This window comes from Streptacidiphilus sp. PB12-B1b (assembly GCF_014084125.1).
Taxonomy (GTDB): Bacteria; Actinomycetota; Actinomycetes; order Streptomycetales; family Streptomycetaceae; genus Streptacidiphilus.
Window position 1 is genome coordinate 71,756 of record NZ_CP048405.1, and the last position, 19,751, is coordinate 91,506.

General features: G+C 72.9%; 18 protein-coding genes. 11 read left to right on the forward strand and 7 right to left on the reverse strand.

What is annotated here, in order from left to right:
• Nucleotides 1-74 precede the first annotated feature (74 nt).
• From GXW83_RS00340 to GXW83_RS00345, 3 genes are all read right to left on the reverse strand, one after another.
• The gene (locus GXW83_RS00340) at nt 75-845 is read right to left on the reverse strand and encodes an ice-binding family protein (protein WP_255431343.1); all 771 of its coding nucleotides are present in this window, start codon (nt 843-845) and stop codon (nt 75-77) included.
• The gene (locus GXW83_RS34715; protein ID WP_255431222.1) at nt 842-1,159 is read right to left on the reverse strand and encodes an ice-binding family protein; all 318 of its coding nucleotides are present in this window, start codon (nt 1,157-1,159) and stop codon (nt 842-844) included. The genes GXW83_RS00340 and GXW83_RS34715 overlap by 4 nt, the downstream gene beginning before the upstream one ends.
• A gap of 742 nt (nt 1,160-1,901) precedes the next feature.
• A complete protein-coding gene (locus GXW83_RS00345; protein WP_182440879.1) occupies nt 1,902-2,627 on the reverse strand; it encodes a hypothetical protein in 726 nt (241 codons plus the stop codon).
• Between the two features lie 484 nt (nt 2,628-3,111).
• Here GXW83_RS00345 and GXW83_RS00350 point away from each other — a divergent pair, with 484 nt between their 5' ends.
• A complete protein-coding gene (locus tag GXW83_RS00350) occupies nt 3,112-4,149 on the forward strand; it encodes an aspartate-semialdehyde dehydrogenase (protein WP_182440880.1) in 1,038 nt (345 codons plus the stop codon).
• Nucleotides 4,150-4,174: 25 nt separating this feature from the next.
• On the opposite strand, the gene GXW83_RS00355 is transcribed toward GXW83_RS00350, so the two are convergent.
• The 3 genes from GXW83_RS00355 to GXW83_RS00365 all read right to left on the reverse strand — a co-directional run bounded on the left by GXW83_RS00355 (nt 4,175) and on the right by GXW83_RS00365 (nt 8,073).
• On the reverse strand, nt 4,175-5,365 hold the full coding sequence (locus GXW83_RS00355; RefSeq protein ID WP_182440881.1) for a hypothetical protein: 1,191 nt from the start codon (nt 5,363-5,365) through the stop codon (nt 4,175-4,177).
• A gap of 220 nt (nt 5,366-5,585) precedes the next feature.
• The gene (locus GXW83_RS00360) at nt 5,586-6,824 is read right to left on the reverse strand and encodes a metallophosphoesterase (RefSeq protein ID WP_182440882.1); all 1,239 of its coding nucleotides are present in this window, start codon (nt 6,822-6,824) and stop codon (nt 5,586-5,588) included.
• Between the two features lie 139 nt (nt 6,825-6,963).
• Complete coding sequence (locus tag GXW83_RS00365) at nt 6,964-8,073, reverse strand: LacI family DNA-binding transcriptional regulator (RefSeq protein WP_182440883.1); 1,110 nt, start codon at nt 8,071-8,073, stop codon at nt 6,964-6,966.
• Between the two features lie 340 nt (nt 8,074-8,413).
• Between GXW83_RS00365 and hisC the strand changes: the two genes are divergently transcribed.
• From hisC to GXW83_RS00380, 3 genes are all read left to right on the forward strand, one after another.
• Complete coding sequence (hisC, locus tag GXW83_RS00370) at nt 8,414-9,475, forward strand: histidinol-phosphate transaminase (RefSeq protein WP_370466849.1); 1,062 nt, start codon at nt 8,414-8,416, stop codon at nt 9,473-9,475.
• A gap of 229 nt (nt 9,476-9,704) precedes the next feature.
• A complete protein-coding gene (locus GXW83_RS00375; protein WP_182440885.1) occupies nt 9,705-10,919 on the forward strand; it encodes an efflux RND transporter periplasmic adaptor subunit in 1,215 nt (404 codons plus the stop codon).
• Nucleotides 10,916-11,815: an ABC transporter ATP-binding protein gene (locus tag GXW83_RS00380; protein WP_182440886.1), complete on the forward strand. Its 900-nt coding sequence runs from the start codon at nt 10,916-10,918 to the stop codon at nt 11,813-11,815. Before GXW83_RS00375 ends, GXW83_RS00380 begins: the two co-directional genes overlap by 4 nt.
• Nucleotides 11,816-11,891: 76 nt before the next feature.
• Here GXW83_RS00380 and GXW83_RS00385 read toward each other — a convergent pair whose 3' ends face one another.
• The gene (locus GXW83_RS00385) at nt 11,892-12,518 is read right to left on the reverse strand and encodes a hypothetical protein (RefSeq protein ID WP_182440887.1); all 627 of its coding nucleotides are present in this window, start codon (nt 12,516-12,518) and stop codon (nt 11,892-11,894) included.
• A gap of 290 nt (nt 12,519-12,808) precedes the next feature.
• Here GXW83_RS00385 and GXW83_RS00390 point away from each other — a divergent pair, with 290 nt between their 5' ends.
• From GXW83_RS00390 to GXW83_RS00415, 7 genes are all read left to right on the forward strand, one after another.
• The gene (locus GXW83_RS00390; protein ID WP_182440888.1) at nt 12,809-14,527 is read left to right on the forward strand and encodes a biotin/lipoyl-binding protein; all 1,719 of its coding nucleotides are present in this window, start codon (nt 12,809-12,811) and stop codon (nt 14,525-14,527) included.
• Nucleotides 14,524-15,432, forward strand: a complete 909-nt coding sequence (locus GXW83_RS00395; RefSeq protein ID WP_225446662.1) for an ABC transporter ATP-binding protein — start codon at nt 14,524-14,526, stop codon at nt 15,430-15,432. The genes GXW83_RS00390 and GXW83_RS00395 overlap by 4 nt, the downstream gene beginning before the upstream one ends.
• Nucleotides 15,429-16,643, forward strand: coding sequence for an ABC transporter permease (locus GXW83_RS00400; protein WP_182440889.1), 1,215 nt, complete (start codon nt 15,429-15,431; stop codon nt 16,641-16,643). Before GXW83_RS00395 ends, GXW83_RS00400 begins: the two co-directional genes overlap by 4 nt.
• Nucleotides 16,644-16,674: 31 nt before the next feature.
• The gene (locus GXW83_RS00405; RefSeq protein ID WP_182440890.1) at nt 16,675-17,364 is read left to right on the forward strand and encodes a hypothetical protein; all 690 of its coding nucleotides are present in this window, start codon (nt 16,675-16,677) and stop codon (nt 17,362-17,364) included.
• 88 nt (nt 17,365-17,452) lie between these two features.
• Nucleotides 17,453-17,719 carry a response regulator gene (locus tag GXW83_RS35195; protein WP_370466519.1) on the forward strand — a complete coding sequence of 89 codons (267 nt, stop codon included), beginning with the start codon at nt 17,453-17,455 and terminating at the stop codon, nt 17,717-17,719.
• Nucleotides 17,716-18,180 (forward strand): winged helix-turn-helix domain-containing protein, encoded by a 465-nt coding sequence (locus GXW83_RS35200; protein ID WP_370466520.1) that lies wholly within the window; start codon nt 17,716-17,718, stop codon nt 18,178-18,180. The genes GXW83_RS35195 and GXW83_RS35200 overlap by 4 nt, the downstream gene beginning before the upstream one ends.
• On the forward strand, nt 18,155-19,711 hold the full coding sequence (locus GXW83_RS00415; protein ID WP_182440891.1) for a cell wall metabolism sensor histidine kinase WalK: 1,557 nt from the start codon (nt 18,155-18,157) through the stop codon (nt 19,709-19,711). The genes GXW83_RS35200 and GXW83_RS00415 overlap by 26 nt, the downstream gene beginning before the upstream one ends.
• The last annotated feature ends 40 nt before the right edge of the window (nt 19,712-19,751 follow it).

Here is a 19,751-nt window from a genome sequence, read left to right on the forward strand (position 1 = left end):
GTGCCCCCCGGACAGCGGGCGATGGCCCGCCGGGGGCGTTGCCGCGCCCCGACGAGCCATCGCGTACTCAGGTCTCAGGAGTGCCAGCGGCTCGCGGCCCGACGGCGCAGGACGATGACGCCCGAGCCGAGGATGGCGAGGCCCACCAGGGCAGAGCCGACCGCGACCTCCGTGGAGTCCGACTTGGAGACGCTGCCGCCGGTGCCGGCTCCGATCCCGCCGATGGGGCGGGGCCCCGGGCCGCCGGGGTAGCGGTGGCCAGGACCACCGGGGTGGCCGGGACCGCCAGGACCGCCGGGACCGCCGGGGCCACCGGGAGCGCCGGGGTGGTGATGGTGGTGATGGTGGTGGTGGTGTCCGCCGGTGCCCCCGGTGGTCCCGCCAGTGGCGCCGCCGGTCGTCCCGCCGGTGCCGCCGCCGGTGGTGCCGCCCGTGCCGCCGCCGGTGGTGCCTCCGGTGCCGCCGCCGGTCGTGCCGCCGGTGGTGCCTCCGGCGGCGCAGGTGGACCGGATGATGTTGTCGGTGTCCAGGGTGACCGACCCGTTTCGGGCCAGTACCCGGCCGTTGATGTCCACTCCGGTGGTCACCGAGATGGACGTCAGGGCCAGGATGGTGCCGATGAAGGTCGAGTGGGTTCCGAGCGTGGCGGAACTGCCGACCTGCCAGAAGACGTTGCACGGCTGCGCGCCGTTGACGAAGAGCACCCGGCTGGCGGAGGCCGTGGTCAGCGTCGAGCCGATCTGGAAGATGAACACCGCGTTCGGGTCACCGTGCGCGTCCAGGGTGAGCGTGCCGGTCAGCCCGATCGACGACGACGCCTTGTAGACGCCCGGCCCCAGCGTCAGCCCGCCGAGGTCCCCGGGGAGGTGAGGGTGCTGTCCGGTGCCTGCCCGGCGGCGTTGTTGTAGGCGATGGTGAGGTCGCTCTTCGCCTGGAGCGCCACGGCGTCGGCGGCGTGGATGACTCCGGCCACCGTGCCGGGCGGGAATCCGGTCACCGAGGTGCCGGGGCTCACGCCGACGTCGCCGGTGATCGTGGTGGGGCCGGTGTTGGTGATCGACTGACCGGACAGCACCGCGAAGCTGCTCGCGGTCCCGAGCGGAACGGCCACGCCGATCGCGGCGGCAGCGGTCGGCAGGAATGCCAGCACGGCGGCCACCGATGCCAGGACGAATCCGGAGGCGGCCCTGGCGCGGAATCTGTGCCGATGGGGTGTTGTGGGGACAATCAAATCCATCGAGGTGCCCAACTCTTTCGAATAGGTTCGGCGGATCTCGGCAGCCGGTGGAGAACCCAGATCGCGCCAAGAGCCGTACGGTGGACGTCTGCGACGTGCCGGAGCCGACACCACGGGCCTGTGGGACAAGCGCATGGATCGGTGCAGGTTCCCGGCCGGGCCGGGTTCCTCATACCATCCGCCTATCACGCCACTATTGCGGCTATGACATGCCCGCAATCTGTCGATTAGCTTGATCGGCCTACTGTCGGGGAAATGAGAGCGGGAGATAGTACGTGTGGTAACTGATGGCGCATCAAAGGAATATCGGGCTGGCTGCCGGGGGTGCCGTGCCGAGGGGCCGGTGCTCGAACGGCGGCGATGGCTGTCGTACGCCAGGGCGGGGGCCGTGCGCGAAGAAGGAGCGCACGAAGGCCGGCGCGATGCGGCTTCCATGATGCGCGGGCGGCGGGTGCCGAGGGCGGCGACACGCAAGAACGGCCGGAGGGACTGCCGGGGCGAGTTGTCCACAGGCTCTGCCCACCGATGGCGGCGTGGTCGTCGGAACATCCGCGACAGGGGCGCTGACCTGCGGTGAAGAGGTTGTCCACAGGCGTGTGGTCCACTCAGGTTCTGCGAGAACCCGAGTGGACCACGCTGTCCACAGGCTGCTGGTACTAGGGGATCAGCGCTGCCGACGACGGCGGTCGGCGGCCCTCCCCTGGCGCAGCTCGGAGACGTCCTTGCGCATGCCGGAGACGTCCTCGCGCAGCTCCCGGACGTCGTCGCCGAGGGCGCAGAGCTGCTCGCTCATCGCCCCGACCACCCGGCCGTGGGCATCCAGCCGACGGTCCACCGACTCCGCCAGATCCGCCCATCGTCCCTGGTCAGCATGGGTGTACTGCTCCGGGGTGGGGGCGTCGGGGTGGGCCTGGAGGTACTCGTACTCGTCCCAGTGCGGGCCCGGTCCGAGCCGCCGACCGGGCGGCATGCCGTGGCGCGGCGGGGCCGCCGGTCCGTGCCGATCCGCCTCGGTGTCGAGGAGGTAGACACGGACCTGCCGGGCGACGGCGCTGTCCCGCAGCAGCATGGCGATGTTGAGCACGGCGCGGCGCGGGAACACCGCCAGGGACGGCGTTCTGGGGTGCACCCCACCCATGTTCTTGAGCAACATGAGTTCCTGACCTGCGAGGATGCGGTATCCGGTGCCCAGCAGCTCCTCACGGTGGTCCTTGACGAGGGACTGCACCGCCTCGATTCCGACCTCGTAGTAGTCGGCGACCATCCTCGTGGTGACGTGGACGCCGTCCGGCAGCAGGACGAGCGCCTTGACGCGGTCCAGCGCGTCGGTGCGGTGGTGGACGCTGTCGCGCAGGGCGCGCGACTCCAGCAGAGCGACTTCGGGTGGCATGGTGCCTGCCCTTCCCATGAGTGGGGACAGTTGACTGAACGCCCCCATCCCGGGGCTCAGGGCCGTCCCACCTGGACGGTCAAGGGCACGAGTCGCGTTCGTCCACTCATCCCATGGGCCGGACTGAACCGGCCAACTCCACAGTCACCACTCGCCGCGTCATCTGATCCACAGTGCTCATGCGCACGGTGTTCAACGATCGGATGGTCATACGGTTACGCCGTTCGCGCCGACCGGAGAGCTGACAGAGAATCAGAAGACGGCGGCGACAACGCCGGCTCGGCGGCAGCGGGGATCACCGGGCGGGGTACCGGGGCGGTGTCGTTTTTGCTGAACGATCCGGCGGTGCTGCGCCGGTGCCGCCCGGAGGATTTCCTGGCGGCTTCGGTGCGGGGCGCAGGTCTTTCGGGGGCGGACCGGCGCAGGTGGTCCGGCCAGCGGATATTCGCGGGGGCGGCGGCACCGGGACGCCTACTGTAGGGGTATGAAGATTGGAATTGTGGGTGCCACGGGCCAGGTCGGTGGCGTTGTGCGTCGGATTCTCGCCGAGCGGGACTTCCCGGTGACGGAGCTGCGGCTGTTCGCCTCGGCGCGTTCCGCAGGCCGGGAGCTGCCGTGGAAGGACGGGACGGTCGTCGTCGAGGACGCCGACACCGCCGACTACAGCGGTCTCGACATCGTCATCTTCTCCGCGGGCAAGACCGCCTCGCTCGCGCTGGCGCCGAAGGTGGCCGCCGCCGGGGCCGTCGTGATCGACAACTCCTCCGGCTGGCGCTCCCACCCGGAGGTGCCGCTGGTGGTCTCCGAGGTCAATCCGCACGCCGTCGCGGACCGCCCGCTGGGCATCATCGCCAACCCCAACTGCACCACCATGGCCGCCATGCCGGTACTGCGTCCGCTGCACCAGGAGGCGGAGCTGGTCGGGCTGGTGGTGGCGACCTACCAGGCCGTCTCCGGCAGCGGCCTGAGCGGCGTCGCCGAGCTGCAGGGCCAGGTGGACGCGGTCGGCGCGGGCGCCAGCGCGCTCACCCACGACGGCGCGGCGGTGGAGTTCCCCGAGCCCAAGCAGTACGCGCGCCCGATCGCCTTCAATGTGCTGCCGCTCGCCGGGTCCATCGTGGACGACGGCCTGAACGAGACCGACGAGGAGCAGAAGCTCCGCAACGAGAGCCGGAAGATCCTGGAGATCCCCGGCCTCAAGGTCTCCGGCACCTGCGTCCGGGTGCCGGTGTTCACCGGGCACTCGCTGCAGGTGAACGCCCGCTTCGCGCGTCCGCTCAGCCCGGAGCGGGCCCGGGAGCTGCTGGCGCAGGCCCCCGGCGTCGAGCTGTCGGAGATCCCGACCCCGCTGCAGGCCGCCGGTCAGGACCCGTCGTACGTCGGCCGGATCCGGGCGGACGAGACCGCGGAGAACGGTCTGTCGCTGTTCGTCTCCAGTGACAACCTGCGCAAGGGCGCGGCGCTGAACGCGGTGCAGATCGCCGAGCTGGTCGCCGCGGAGCTGCTGGCCGCCGCCGAATAGGGCGAGGCCGGCCGGGCGGCCGCGGTCAGTCCAGCTCGGCCGGCCGCTCGACGTCGACGTCGACGTCCGCCGCGCCCCGGGCGTCGGCGTCCTCGGCGTTGGGCAGGAACCGGGAGCGCGCCCGGGGGCGGTCCGCGCCGCGCGGCCCGGGGACGCCGGAGGCACTGGTGAAGGCCGGGCTGCTGAAGTCGGGCGACGAGTAGTCCGGCCGGGAGTACCCGGGGCTGGAGAAGTGGGGCTCGGGGGTCGGGTCGGCGTCGACCTCCTGGCCGCGCTGGTCGGTGAGGCGCTCCGGGCCGGGGCTGGTGAAGCCGGGGCTGGAGAAGTGGGGCTCGGGGGTCGGGTCGGCGTCGACCTCCTGGCCGCGCTGGTCGGTGAGGCGCTCCGGGCCGGGGCTGGTGAAGCCGGGGCTGGAGAAGTGGGGCTCGGGGGCCGGGTCGGCGTCGACCTCCTGGCCCTGCTCGTCGGTGAGGCGCTCCGGGCCCGGGCTGGTGAAGCCGGGGCTGGAGTAGCCCAGCTTGGGCCGGGCGCGGACCAGGCTGACGCCGGGCCGGGCGGCGACCTCGCCGGTGCCAGCGCCCGCGCCGGGCACGGCGCCGAGCTGGGCCAGCAGGTAGGGGCGCAGGGCCTGGTCGCGCAGCGCCGTGTGCCAGAGCTCGCGGGCCGTGGCGAGTTCGGCGTACTGCTCGGGGTGGCGGCCCGGGGGCGGGCCCGCGGCGTCGCGGGCGGCGGTGAGCAGCAGCCCGATGATGTCCACGGCGATGGCCGCCGCGCACACCACGGCGGAGACGAATCCGGCGGTGACCAGGGGCTGGCCGAGGGAGAAGTGGTCGGCCCGGAAGGCGTAGCCGAGCAGCAGCATCACCAGGGCGCCGAGTCCGGACAGGATCGGCAGCAGGACCGCGATCAGGGGCACCCAGCCGGCGCGTTCGGCCGCGTCCAGGGGGTTCTCCGGGGCCTGCCGCCGGGTGGGGTCGTCGTCGGGGGTGGTGCTGCGGACCTGGTCGCGCAGGGCGCGGTAGTAGCTGTACGCGGAGGCGGCGTCGGCGGCTATGGCGCCGGCGTCGTGCAGGGCGCGGGTGTGCAGCTGCTGGGCGTTGGGGCCGCCGGGGGTGCGCCGCAGGGCGAGCCGCAGCTCGTCGTGGTGGAGCAGTTCATCGAGGACGCGTTCGAAATCCGGCTTGTCCTCGGCCTGCAGGTATGGAGCGCTGTCCATGGATCCCTACCTACTCCCCCGAAGGCTCCGTCGGGGGCTTCTGCCTTGATGGTAGGGGGAGCAGCTGACACGGTGACAGGCAGTTTCCGGAATTTCAGGGCCTGGTGGGGCTGGTGATGCCTCCGGTATATGCCGCAGGCCGGGCCCCGCGCGGGGCCCGGCCGTCTCCCGGCACCGGCAGCGATCGTGCCGGTTTCCCTGATCGTCCTTGGTGCGCTGGTCAGTTGAGGGGGAGCCGGGCGACCAGCAGGCGGCCCTGTCCCTCCATGGTGACGCCGCCGTCCATGGCGACCGCCAGGCCGTCCGCGTAGATGTGCGGTCCGGTGACGGGGTGTCCGGAGTTGCCGGCCGGGCCGTCCTCGCTCTGGGCGTCGCCGACCAGGTAGGGGATCGGGCTGTGGCCGTGGACGATGCGCCGCCCGCCGTAGGCGTCGAGGAGTTCGTGGCAGGCGGAGGGGCCGGCGTCGCCGCGGAAGGCGAAGCGCTTGGTCATCCGGCGGAAGCAGTCCCACCAGTCGTCGGCCTCGTCGCCCTGCAGCACCTCGTGGATGGCGTCGTTGACGGCGTCCACCGAGTCGCCGTACTCCAGGTAGGCGGTGGTGTCGGAGTGGACCAGCAGGTGGTCGTCCTCGACGGCCATGGCCGGGAGCCGGGACAGCCAGGTCACGTGGTGGTCCTGGAGCCGTTCCATGTCGGTGGGCTGGCCGCCGTTGAGCCGCCAGGCGGCGAGGAAGGAGGCGGTGCCGGCGGTGGACTGGACGGCCTGGTCGCCGTAGCGGTCGGCGCCGAGCAGCAGCAGTTCGTGGTTGCCCATCAGCGCGCGGCAGTAGCCGCCGGAGGCGGCGGCCTCGGCGGCGAGGTTCATCACCAGGTCGATGACGCCGATGCCGTCGGGGCCGCGGTCGGTGAAGTCGCCGAGGAACCAGATCCGGGCGGGCCCGGCGGACCAGTGGCCCTCGGCGTCGATGATGCCCGCCTGGTGCAGCGCGTCCAGCAGCGCCTGCAGGTAGCCGTGGACGTCGCCGACGACGTAGAGCGGGCCGGGGCCCTCGGACTCGGCCGCGGCGGCCGGGGCCGGGAGCACCGGGGGCGCGGTCTCCACCCGGGGCGCGGGGTGCTCGTAGCCGACGGTCGGGGCCATCGGGCCGCCCAGTTCGATGGTGGGCGGGTCCTGCGGGCCGGGGATGAAGCGCGGCGGGGTGAACACCGGGGCGCCGGGCGGCGCGGCGGGATAGGCCGGGGCGCTCGGGTAGGCCGGCTCGGGTGCGTACACCGGCGGCCCGTCGTAGGGCGGTTCGGGCGCGTACGAGCCCGCCTCCTCCGCCGCGCGCGTGGGCGGGGAGAAGAAGTCGTACGTCGTGGACCCGTCGCCGTGGATCTCCGGCCGCGAGGGGTCCAGGGGCGTACGGGGGCCTGGGTCCGGCAGCTCAGGCCGGGCGAAGGGGTCCACCGGTGTCATTCGCCCATCATAGGAAGCCCCAGTTCGCGGTGTACGCACCTGGGCGGGATCAATACGCCCGGGCTGGTCGGTCATCGGTGTTGGCTGTGGGTATGTGTGATGGTTTGTATGGATTCTTGTCACGTTCTGCGGTGACGTGTCATTCCTCGCCCGGGTGCCGGGGCGGGCTGACGGTGATCCGCGCGGGCCGCCGCTGGGAGGAGGTGCGGACGATCAGCTCGGTCGGCATCAGCTGTCCGACTGGGCTCTCCTCGGCCGGGGCGCCGCCCTCGATGGCGTCGATGAGCAGGTTCACCACGGTGGTGCCGATCCGCTGCGGCTTCAGCGACAGGGTGGTGACGGGCGGTTCGGTGGTCGCGTAGACGTCGCTCTCGCTGCAGCAGACCAGCAGCAGGTCCTCCGGAACCCGCAGGCCGTAGCGGCGGGCGGCGGCCAGCAGGTCGGTGCCGTTGGGGTCGAACAGGCCGTAGACGGCGTCCGGGCGGTCCGGGCGGGCCAGCAGCCGATCGGCGGCGACGGCGCCCGCGCAGGGGTCGTGCGCGGGGTACGCCTCGCACAGCGGCTCCTGCCGGACCCGGCGGCACCAGCCCAGGTAGGCGTCGGTGCTGAGGCGGGTGTAGGTGTCGGTGCTGGTGCCGGTGAGCAGGCCGATCCGGCGGGCCCCGGCCTCGGCCAGGTGGTCCAGGATCTCCAGCACGGCGCTGCCGTGGTCGTTGTCCACCCAGGCGGTGACCGGGCAGTTGCCGGGGCGGCCGTCGCTGACCACCGGCAGGCCCTGCCGGAACAGCTCGGCGACCATCGGGTCGTGCTCGGCCGGGTCGATGACGACGGTGCCGTCCAGGGCGACGTTGCTCCAGACGTCGTGCCGGGACGTCGCGGGCAGCACGACCAGGGCGTAGCCGCGGTTGAGCGCGGCCGAGGTGGCGGCCCGGGCCATCTCCGCGAAGTAGGCGAACTCGGTGAAGGTGAAGGGTTCTTGTCCGTAGGTGGTGACGGTCAGGCCGATCAGGCCGGAGCGCCCGGTGCGGAGGGTGCGGGCGGCGGCGGAGGGGCGGTACCCGAGGCGCTCGGCGACCTCGCGGACCTTGCTGCGGGTCTCGTCCGGGAGGCGGCCCTTGCCGTTGAGGGCGTCGGAGACGGTGGTGATGGACACCCCCGCCGCGGCGGCGACGTCCCGGATTCCGGCGCGTTCCAGCCGCCGGGCGTGGGGTGGCCGCCGGCCGCTCTGGTTGGCTGCTGCTGCTGTCATGTCGAACCGATCGTATGGCTCACCACCGACCTTAGGTGATGGTCTGCGTGGGTTGGTCGGAGATACGTTTCTCCATGAGCTTTTGTGCTCTTTATCCTTAGCTGCGTGACCATTTGGGGTCACCCGCCTACGTTTCGTCCACGTGTCGCCGCAGCCGCCGAGGAAGGCTCGGCCGGACGGCGCCAGAACATGTCACTCTCACGGGTGAGATATCGCCGATCGGCTCGTAGGGTGATCCCGACCGGACAAGGACGACGGCACGACGTGGAGGACGACCGCGGTGAGCGACAACGACAAGGGCCGGAGCCCCGCCGAGCAGGGCCGGACGGACGGCCCCCGGCTGAACGGCAACCTGCGCGGCATCCCGCTGTACAAGCCCGGCAAGCCCGCCCTGGGCAGCGACGGCCGCCCCGCCTTCAAGCTGTCCTCCAACGAGAACCCCTACCCGCCGCTGCCCGGCGTCCTGGAAGCCGCCGTCGCCGCCGCCGGGGACATCAACCGCTACCCCGACATGGGCTGCACCGGGCTGGTCGCGGAGCTGGCCCGGAGCCTCGGCGTGCCGGAGAGCCACATCGCCACCGGCACCGGCTCGGTCGGCGTCGCCCAGTCGCTGGTCCAGGCCACGGCCGGCCCCGGCGACGAGGTCGTCTACGCCTGGCGCTCGTTCGAGGCGTACCCGATCATCGTCCAGGTCAACGGCGCCACCTCGGTGCAGGTCCCGCTGCGCGCGGACGCCTCGCACGACCTGGACGCCATGCTGGCCGCGGTCACCGACCGCACCCGGCTGATCTTCGTCTGCAACCCCAACAACCCGACCGGCACCGTCGTCCGCCGCGCCGAGCTGGAGCGCTTCCTGGACGCCGTCCCCGGCGACGTCCTGATCGTGCTGGACGAGGCGTACACCGAGTTCGTCCGCGACGCCGAGGTGCCGGACGGGGTCGAGCTGTACCGCGACCGGCCCAACGTCTGCGTGCTGCGCACCTTCTCCAAGGCGTACGGCCTGGCCGGGCTGCGGGTCGGTTTCGCCGTCGCGCACGAGCCGGTCGCGGCCGCGCTGCGGCAGACCGCCGTGCCGTTCGGGGTCAGCCAGCTGGCGCAGGACGCCGCCGTGGCCTCGCTGCGCGCCGAGACGGCGCTGCTGGAGCGGGTCGAGGCGCTGGTGCAGGAGCGGACCCGGGTGGTCGCGGAGCTGACCGCGCAGGGCTGGACGCCGGCCGAGACCCAGGCCAACTTCGTCTGGCTGCCGCTGGGCGCGCAGACCATGGACTTCGCCGCCGCCTGCGCCGCGGCGGGCGTGGTGGTGCGGCCGTTCGCGGGCGAGGGCGTGCGGGTGACCATCGGCGAGACCGAGGCGAACGACCTCTTCCTGCAGACGGCGGAGCTGTTCCGCAAGGAGTCCTGAGCCCGGGGACGACGCCGGGAGCGTGGGGTCGGCGACGGTGGCGGCGGACTCGTAAGTCCCTGGGAGTTCACTGTGATTTTCCGCCCGCCCGGCTCCGCCGCGGGCGGTCCCCGGCCGACGGGGACCGCCCGGGCCTTGGCCGACGGCCGCCCGGGCGGCCCGGCGCTGCCAGCGAGTTCCCAGATTCCTCCCAGGGCATCGTCCGGGGAGCCGATCACGATGTCTCGCTATGAAGGTGCTCCCCCAGCGGCGCAGGGCCGCTCTGCTGAACTCCGTTCTCGCCGTGCTGCTCGTCGCCGGTTCCGGAGCGGCCTACGCCGCCGTGAACACCTCGACGTCCACTGCCGCGAGCAAGTCGAACACCACCACGTACACGGTCGCCAAGGGCATGGTGCTGGCGACGGTCAGCGGCACCGGGGCCCTGTACTCGCCCAGCGACGCCGGCGTGAACTTCACCACCGGCGGGACGCTCACCGAGGTCGACGTCAAGCCCGGGCAGCAGGTCACCAAGGGCCAGGTGCTGGCCAAGGTCGACCCGACCTCGGCCGATGAGACCCTCACCGCCGACCAGGCCGCGCTGACCGCCGCGCAGGCCAGTCTCGACCAGGTCGAGGACCCGACCAGCACCGGCGCAGCCGCCACCCCCAGTGCCTCGCAGCTCACCCAGGCCGAGGCACAGGTGACCAGCGCCCAGAACGCCGTCACCGCCGCCCAGGCCGCCGTCGCCGGGACGGTGCTGACCGCGCCCATCGCCGGCACGGTCAACTCGGTCTCCGGCTCCGTCGGCGGCACCGTCTCCGGCGGCGGCGCCTCCACCGCCAGCAGCTCCGGCAGCGCCCCGACCGGCTTCGTGGTGATCACCAACCCGGCCGGGATGGAGGTCACGGCGGACTTCGCCGAGGCCGACGCCCTGAAGCTGAAGGCCGGACAGGGCGCCACGGTCACCCTGAACGCCAGCGGCGAGGAGCTCAACGCCAAGGTGCTGTCGGTCAGTTCGCTGCCGGTCAGCTCCTCCTCCGGGCTCAGCTCCAGCGGCACCGTGGAGTACGCGGCGCTGCTGTCGGTCACCAGCGACACCAGCAACCTGCGGACCGGTCTCAGCGCCAGCGTGTCCGTGCTGACCGGCGAGGTGGACAATGCGCTGTACCTGCCGACCGCCGCGCTCACCGGCACCGGCACCACCCGGCTGGCGACCGTGGTCGGGGCGGACGGCACGACCACGTCCAAGAGCGTCACGGTCGGCCTCGCCGGCGACAGCGACGTGCAGATCCTCAGCGGGCTCACGGAGGGCCAGAAGGTGCAGGTGACCGTGGCCACCACGGCAGGCGGCGCCGGGGGCTTCGGCGGCGGACGCGCGGGCGGCTTCGGCGGCGGCACCGGCGGCTTCGGCGGCACCGGCGCCCGGGCGGGCGGCGGCGGCTTCGGCGGAGGTGGACGGGGATGACGCCGCGCCTGCCGTCGCTGCGCCGCAGAGGCCCGACGGCAGCGCAGGGCCCGGACGGCGGGGAGGGCTCCCCGGCCGGCCGGGCCCCTTCCGCCGTTCCGGCGCGCCCGCCGGTGGTGGAGCTGCGGCGGGTGGTGAAGACGTACGGCACCGGCGAGGCCGCGGTGCACGCCCTGTGCGGCCCGGCCGCCCCGGACGGCGGGGAGGTCCCGGGGGTGGACCTGGCCGTCCGCACCGGCGACTTCGTGGCGGTGATGGGCAGCTCCGGCTCGGGCAAGTCGACGCTGATGAACATCGTCGGCTGCCTGGACTCGCCCACCTCCGGCCGCTACCTGCTGGACGGCATCGACGTCGGCCACCTGGACGAGCACCAGCTGTCCCTGGTGCGCAACCGCAAGATCGGCTTCGTCTTCCAGTCGTTCAACCTGGTGCCCCGGACGACCGCGCTCGACCAGGTCGAACTGCCGCTGGCGTACGCCGGGGTGAAGCCGGAGCAGCGCCGGCTGCGGGCGCACGCGGCGCTGGCCCTGGTCGGCATGGAGGACCGGGCCGGGCACCGGCCCAACGAGCTGTCCGGCGGCCAGCAGCAGCGCGTCGCGGTCGCCCGCGCGCTGGTGATGGCCCCGGCGATGCTGCTCGCGGACGAGCCCACCGGCAACCTGGACAGCCGCAGCACCGACGAACTGCTGGGCATCGTCGACCGGTTGAACGCCTCCGGCCGGACGGTCGTGCTGATCACCCACGAGGACGAGGTGGCCCGGCACGCCAAGCGGGTGATCCGGCTGGTGGACGGCCGGATCATCGCCGACGAGCGGCAGGCGCCGCTGGACGGCCCGCCGCCCGCGCTGCTCGATCCGCACTTCGCCGCGCACTCCCTGCACCAGCACCGGGGCTGAGCGGCCGGGTCGGGCCCCGAGGCTGAGAGGGGCGGCACCGGAGTCCGGTACCGCCCCTCTCAACTCCCCTCACCCGTCAGGCGCTCGGCGAAGCCGACGGCGCCGCGCCCCCGCCCGTGGCCCTGGTCGGCAGCAGCGGCTTGCAGACCTTCAGCGCCGCCGCCGTCTTCGGGTCGGTGGTGCTCAGGCTGCGCAGCCCGCCGGTCACGGTCACGCCGTTGTCCTTCATACAGCTGGCGAACGCCGCCATGGCGCTGCTTCCGGCCGCGCCCCCGCCGCCGAACCCGCCGCCGAAGCCCCCCTTGGGCATGAGCGAGGCGCACGCCTTGGCCGCGGCCGCCTCGGACGGGTTGGCCGAGGCCCCGCCGCCGAACCCGAAGCCGCCGCCGAAGCCGCCGCGCCCGCCGCTCGGGTAGCCGCTCGGTCGCCCGCTGGGCCGTCCGCTCGGACGTCCGCTGAAGTGGCCGCTCGGGCGCCCGCTGGGCAGCTTCACCCCGTGCTGGCTCAGGCAGGTGCGGTACGCCGTGAACTGCGCCGAGCCGCTGCCGTCGCTGCTGCCCGCCGACGAGGACGCGGAGGCCGCGGCCGTCGCGGTCTTCGGGGAACTGGACGAGCAGCCGGTGAGCAGCAGGGCGCCGGACGCGAGGAGCCCGGCTGCGGCGAGCGCGCGCTGGGCCGTCGTCCTGCGGATGGTTCGGATCATGACCGGGGTTTCCTCCGTACGTGGCGGGATGGCTGGGTGCCGTGGTGGCGGGTACGGGGGAGCACACCACCACTGGAGGTACACCCAACCGGACCGGAGTGGAGGTGCCCTGGGCGAACTCTGCGGACTTGCTGTGAGTTGGCGAGCCGGGCAGGTGGCCGGAGTGTCGAAGAAGTGGATATTCGTCCCTGATGTCCGAGTTGGCGGATGTTGCGGCACGGTTCCGGCCCCAGGAAACTCCCAGATTTGTGTCAGGGTCCGATAGGTCAGCCGGTTCAGGCTGTGGCGCTATGAAGGTGCTTCCACGGCGGCGCAGGGCCGTCCTGTTGAACTCCGTCCTCGGCCTGGTGCTGGTGGCGGGCGCAGGTGCCGCGTACGCGGCGGTGAACGAGGGCAGTACCACCGCCAAGGCCGGGCAGAGGACGGCGACCGTCGCCCGGGGCACGGTGGTCTCGACGGTCTCCGGATCAGGCTCGCTGGTGTCCCCCTCGAACGCCGGGGCCGACTTCGTCACCGGTGGGACGCTGACCGAGGTCGACGTGGCCGCCGGAGACAAGGTCACCGCGGGCGAGGTTCTGGCGAAGGTCGATCCGACCGCCGCCGACGAGGCCTTGAGCACCGCGCAGGCCACGCTGTCCTCGGCGGAGGCCAACCTGGCCGACGTGGAGGCGGGCGACGCCCCGACGACCGGCTCGGGCAGCGGTAGCGGGAGCAGCGGCAGCGGGAACGGCGGCTCGGGCTACGGCTCCGGCAGCGGCGGCTCCGGCAGTGGCTCGGGTGGCGCCACGAGCTCGTACAGCCACGCGCCCTCCCCCTCGACCAGCGGCCGCCCGTCCGGGTCCGGCGGGTCCGGCGGGTCCGGGTCCGGTGGCAGGGGCGGGAAGCCCTCCAGCGGTCCGACGGCCAAGCCCTCGGCCTCCCCGAGCGGCAGCGCCAAGCCGAAGCCCAAGCCTTCGCCGAGCAGCAGCGCCGACCAGGCCCCGACGGCCTCGGACGCGGTGGCCGCGCAGCCCGCCTCCTACGTCGAGGACGTCGCGGACACGGTCACCAGCACGCCCACCGTCAATCCGGTGGACCTCGCCGACGCCGAGGAGCAGGTCACCACCGCGCAGAACGCCGTGGCCGCCGCGCAGCGCGCGGTGGCGGGCACGGTGCTGACCGCACCGGTCAGCGGGACGGTGGCCTCGGTGGCGGGCAAGGTGGGCCAGACGGTCTCCGGCACCGTCTCCAGCTCCGGCAGCGGTTCGGGCAGCGGCAGCGGTTCGGGCAGCGGCAGCGGTTCTGAAAGCGGCAGCGGCGGGTCCGGCTCAGGTACGGGCAGCGGCTCCGGCTCCGGCAGCGGGTCCGGCACTGGCGCGGGCAGCGGCGCCGGCTCCGGCAGCTCGTCCGCCGCCTCGTCCTCGTCGTCGTCCTCCTCGCCCACCGGGTTCGTAGTGATCACCAACCCGACCGGGATGGAGGTCAGCGCGGACTTCTCCGAGGCCGACGCGTTGAAGCTGCAGGCCGGTCAGTCGGCCACGGTCTCGCTCAACGCCGAGGCCGGTACGACCCTGGACGCCAAGGTGCTGTCGATCAGCTCGCTCCCGGTGAGCAGCTCCTCATCCGGCTCCTCGGCCAGCGCGGTGCAGTACGCGGCGCTGCTGTCGATCACCAGTGACACCAGCAGCCTGCGGACCGGCCTCAGCGCCAGCGTCCAGGTGACCACCGCCGAGGCGGACGGTGCGCTGTACGTTCCGACCGCGGCGGTCACCGGCACCGGCGCGTCCAGCACGGTGACCGTGCTCGGCGCCGATGGAACCACCACCCGCAAGAACGTGGTGGCGGGTGTGGAGGGGGACACCGACGTGCAGATCACCAGTGGCGTCACGCTGGGCGAGAAGGTGGTGCTGACCTCGGTCTCGGCCGGCGGCAGCAACGGCTTCCCGAGCGGGGCCTTTCCCGGCGGCGCGGGCGGCGGGCGCGCCGCGTCCGGTGTCGGCAGCGGTCTGACCGGCGGTGGCCGCGGATGAGCCACTCCCTTCCGGCCCTGCGCCGGCGCGGCAGCGCGCCGAGCCGGGCGAACGACGCACAGCAGCAGGCACAGCGGCAGGCGCGGGCGGACGGCGCGCGCGGCCCGGTCCCGGTGATCTCGGTGCAGCGGCTGGTCAAGAGCTACGGCGTGGGCGAGGCGGCGGTGCACGCGCTGGCGGGCCCGCTGGACGCCGAGGGCAGGCCGCGCGGCGTGGACCTGAGCATCCAGGAGGGCGACTTCGTCGCCATCATGGGCAGCTCCGGCTCGGGCAAGTCGACGCTGATGAACATCCTGGGCTGCCTGGACTCGCCGACCTCCGGCCGCTACCTGCTGGACGGCATCGACGTCGGCGGCCTGGACGAGCACCAGCTGTCGCTGGTGCGCAACCGCAAGATCGGCTTCATCTTCCAGTCGTTCAACCTGGTGCCGCGGACCACCGCGGTGGCGCAGGTGGAGCTGCCGCTGGCGTACGCCGGGGTGAAGGCGGCCGAGCGCCGCCGCCGGGCGATGGCCGCGCTGACCCTGGTCGGCCTGGCCGACCGGGCCGACCACCGGCCCAACGAGCTGTCCGGCGGCCAGCAGCAGCGCGTGGCCGTGGCCCGCGCCCTGGTGACCGCCCCGGCGATGCTGCTGGCCGACGAGCCCACCGGCAACCTGGACACCCGCAGCACCGACGACGTCCTGGCGATCGTGGACCGGCTGAACGCCTCCGGCCGCACGGTCGTGCTGATCACCCACGAGGACGAGGTGGCCCGGCACGCCAAGCGCGTGGTCCGGCTCGTCGACGGCCAGGTGATGTCCGATGTGCGGCAGGCGCCGGTCGTCGGCGCACCCCCGGCCCTGCTCGACCCGGTCACCTTCGCCGAGCACTCACTGCACGCACAGACAGGAGCCCAGGGGTGAACCCGCTCCAGACGCTGCGCTTCGCCGTCGGCGGACTCGCGGCCAACAAGGTCCGTTCCGGACTGACCATGCTCGGCATCCTCATCGGCGTGGCGGCGGTCATCCTGCTGCTCGCCGTCGGCAACGGCTCCGAGCAGGCGGTGGTGAACTCCATCGACGCGCTGGGCACCAACTCGCTGACGGTGACCTCCGGGACGTCGTCCGCGACCTCCACCGCGACCAGCATCAAGCCGCTGACCGTCGCCGACGCCAAGGCGCTGGCCGACACCGCCCAGGCGCCGGACATCTCCGGGGTCGCCCCCGAGGTCACCACCTCGCAGACGGCGATCTACAACGGCGTCTCGCACAGCGTCAGTTCGGTGATCGGCACCTACCCGGCCTACTTCGAGGCGTCCAACAGCAAGGTCACCACCGGTGACTACTTCAGCGACGACGACGTCCTCAACTCCCGCAAGGTCTGCGTGATCGGCTCCACCACCGCCACCGACCTGTTCGGCACGGCCAGCCCCATCGGCAAGGTGATCACCCTCGGCGGGACGCCGTTCACCGTCGTCGGCGAGCTGGCCACCAAGGGCTCCAGCACCAGCAGCTTCGACGACCCGGACGACACGGTCATCGCGCCGCTGCCGACCGTGCAGAACGCCTTCACCGGCTTCGGCTCGCTCAGCCAGATCCTGGTCGAGGCCAAGTCGGCGTCGGCGACCACCGCCGCCACCAACGAGATCACCACCGTGCTGATGGGCACGCACGGGATCTCCAGCTCCTCGGCCGTGGACTTCCGGGTCAGCAGCCAGACGACGCTGCTGGCCACCCGCTCCTCCAGCACCCAGACGCTGACCGTGCTGCTGGGCGCGGTCGCCGCGATCTCGCTGCTGGTCGGCGGGATCGGGATCACCAACATCATGCTGGTGACGGTGACCGAGCGGACCCGCGAGATCGGCATCCGCAAGGCCATCGGCGCGCCCAAGGGCGTCATCATGGGCCAGTTCCTGGCCGAGTCGACGCTGTTGTCCCTGATCGGCGGCGGCCTGGGGGTGGTGACGGCGCTCATCGGGGCGCACTTCACCATCGTCGGCATCAAGCCGGTGGTGATCCCGGCCTCGGTGTACGGCTCCTTCGGGATCGCCGTCGCCATCGGCCTGTTCTTCGGCAGCTACCCCGCCAACCGCGCGGCCGGCCTGCGCCCGATCGATGCGCTGCGCCATGAGTGACAGCCACCAACTTCCCAGGGAGGATGCGGACATGGCCGCACGCCGTACCGAACTCGTCAAGCAGCCGGAGAGCCCGCTGGTACCGGGGCTGCGGGAGGACCCCGTCCTGGAGCCCGAACTCCTGGACGACAGCACCCAGCAGCTGCGCCTCAGCCCGGAGGACATCCTGGCCGAGCCCCCGGACGCCCGGGACATCGCCGCCGAGCTGGCCGCGCCGCCGCGCCGCAAGCTGCCGTGGCTGACGCTGCTGCTGGCCGCCGGGGTGATCGCCGCGGGCTCCTTCGCCGGCGGCGCGCTGGTGGAGAAGAACAGCGGCTCGGGCTCGTCCGGCGCCGCGTCCGCCTTCGCCAAGCTGCGCTCGGGCGCGGCCGGGGCGGCCGACGCCGGGGGCTTCACCCGCGGCGGGGCGAGCGGCTCGGCCTCCGGCGGCTTCGGCGGGGGCTTCGGCGGCGCGGGCGGTGCCACCACCGGTACGGTGAAGCTGGTCGACGGCAGCACCATCTACGTCACCAACTCCTCCGGCAACATCGTCAAGGTCACCACCGGCGGCTCGACCACGGTCAGCATCGCCAAGAGCGGGACCGTCAGTCAGCTCCAGCCGGGGCAGACGGTGACCGTCCGGGGCACCACGGACTCCTCCGGGAACGTGGCGGCCACCAGCGTCTCCGAGGGCGGCACCACCGGTGCGGCGGGTGCGGCCGCGGGCGGCTCGGCGGGCTGAGGATTCACACAGCCGGTCCTCATGCTGTCTTCATCTCGGACGCGTACGTTCCGATAACTCCCTCTTCCTTCCTATCGGGGCCGCACACATGGACACCACCGAAGCCAGCCTGCTGGTCGTGGACGACGAGCCGAACATCCGGGAGCTGCTCTCCGCATCGCTGCGGTTCGCGGGCTTCCGGGTGTCCTCGGCCGCCTCCGGCGCGGAGGCGGTCACCGCCGTCGCTCGGGACCGCCCCGACCTGGTCGTTCTCGACGTGATGCTGCCCGACATGGACGGCTTCGCGGTGGTCCGGCGGCTGCGGGACGACTCCGGCGCGGCCACCCGGGGGCCGAGCGCGACCGCATCCCGGTGATCTTCCTGACCGCCAAGGACGGCGTGGACGACAAGATCAGCGGGCTGACCGCAGGCGGCGACGACTACGTCACCAAGCCCTTCAGCCTGGAGGAGCTGATCGCCCGGATCCGGGCGATCCTGCGCCGCACCGGCGGCATCGCCGACGAGGACCACCTGGTCGTCGGCGATCTGGAGCTGGACCCGGTCGGCCACCAGGTGCACCGGGCCGGGCGGGCGGTCTCGCTCTCGCCCACCGAGTTCAAGCTGCTCGAGTACCTGATGAACAACACCGGCCGGGTGGTGTCGAAGATGCAGATCCTCGACCACGTCTGGGCCTACGACTTCGGCGGCGACCTCAGCATCGTCGAGTCGTACATCTCCTACCTGCGGCGCAAGGTCGACTCCGGCGCCAACGGCAGCCCCAAGCTGATCCACACGGTGCGCGGCATCGGCTATGTCCTCCGACGCCCGGCCGCGTAGCGTGCCGGCGCTGGCCGCGGCCCGGCTGCGCCGCTTCTGGCGGCGGCTGCGGCGGGTCCGGTTCTCGTCGTTCTCGCTGCGCAGCAGGCTGCTGTGCCTGGCCGTGGCGCTGGTCCTGGTCGGGCTGGCGGTGAGCGACGGGCTGGTGGTGGCGGTCGTCCGGGGCCAGCTGGTGGACCGGGTCGACACCCAGCTGGAGCGGTTCGCCCGCTCCGCCTCCACCCGTGCGCCGTTCCCGCAGCACCAGGCGCCGGCGGGCTGGGCCGGGGCCGGCGGCGACGGCCGGATGAGCGGCCTGCTCAGCAACTACGCCATCGCCTACGCGCTGCCCGACGGCACCCGCTCGGCCTGGCAGCAGCAGGGCCTGTCCACCTCCGACCCCACCCCCAGCCTGCCGGCGATGACTCCGGCGCAGCTGGCCGCGCGCAGCGGCCACGTCTTCAACGTGCCCAGCGACCACGGCAGCAGCAGCTGGCAGGTGCTGATCCTGCCCGCCGCCTATCCGCTGTACGAGAACGGCACCCCGGTGGCGGGCAGCGTGGTGGTGGCCGTGTCGCTGATCGACACCGACGCCACCATGGCCAAGCTGGACGAGGGGTTCCTGGCCATCGGCCTGGTCGTGCTGCTGCTGATCTCGGTCGCGGGCTGGTTCGCGGTCCGCCGGGGCCTCAAGCCGCTGGAGCAGATCGAGTCCAAGGCCACCGAGATCGCCGGGGGCCACCCGCTGTCCAACCGGATGCCGGAGGCCTCGCAGCGCACCGAGGTGGGGCGGCTGTCCAACTCGCTCAACTCGATGCTGGACCAGATCGAGGGCGCGTTCGCGGCCCGGGCCGCCTCCGAGAACCGGATGCGGGCCTTCGTCGCGGACGCCAGCCACGAGCTGCGCACGCCGCTCGCGGGCATCCGCGGCTTCGCCGAGCTGTACCGCATGGGCGCGCTCAGCGAGGAGGCCGACATCAAGCGGACCATGGCCCGGATCGAGAGCGAGGCGGTCCGGATGGGCGGCCTGGTCGAGGACCTGCTGACGCTGGCCCGGCTGGACGAGCAGCGCCCGATCGAGCTGGCCCCGATGGACCTGCGCACCCTGGCCGCCGACGCGCTGCACGACACCACTGCGCTGGACCCGACCCGTCCGGTCTCGCTGACCGGCCCCGGCGGGGGCACCGCGCCGTCGGCCGCGCTGGTGCTGGGGGACGAGGCGCGGCTGCGCCAGGTGGTGACCAACCTGGTGGGCAACGCGGTGCGGCACACCCCGCCGGGCACCCCGGTGCGGATCGGCGTGGGCACGGTGGGCGGCCACGGCGTGATCGAGGTCGCCGACCAGGGCCCGGGGCTGACGCCGGAGCAGGCCACCCGGGTGTTCGAGCGGTTCTACCGGGTGGACGCCTCCCGCAGCCGCAATGAGGGCGGGGGAGCGGGCCTGGGCCTGGCGATCGTCTCCGCTCTGGTGACCGCGCACAGCGGCGACGTCCAGGTGGAGAGCGTCCCCGGGGCCGGCGCGGTGTTCCGCGTGAGACTACCCGTCAACTAGTCCCCTTCCAGGCGGCTTGGCCGCCTCGCTGTCCGCGTTG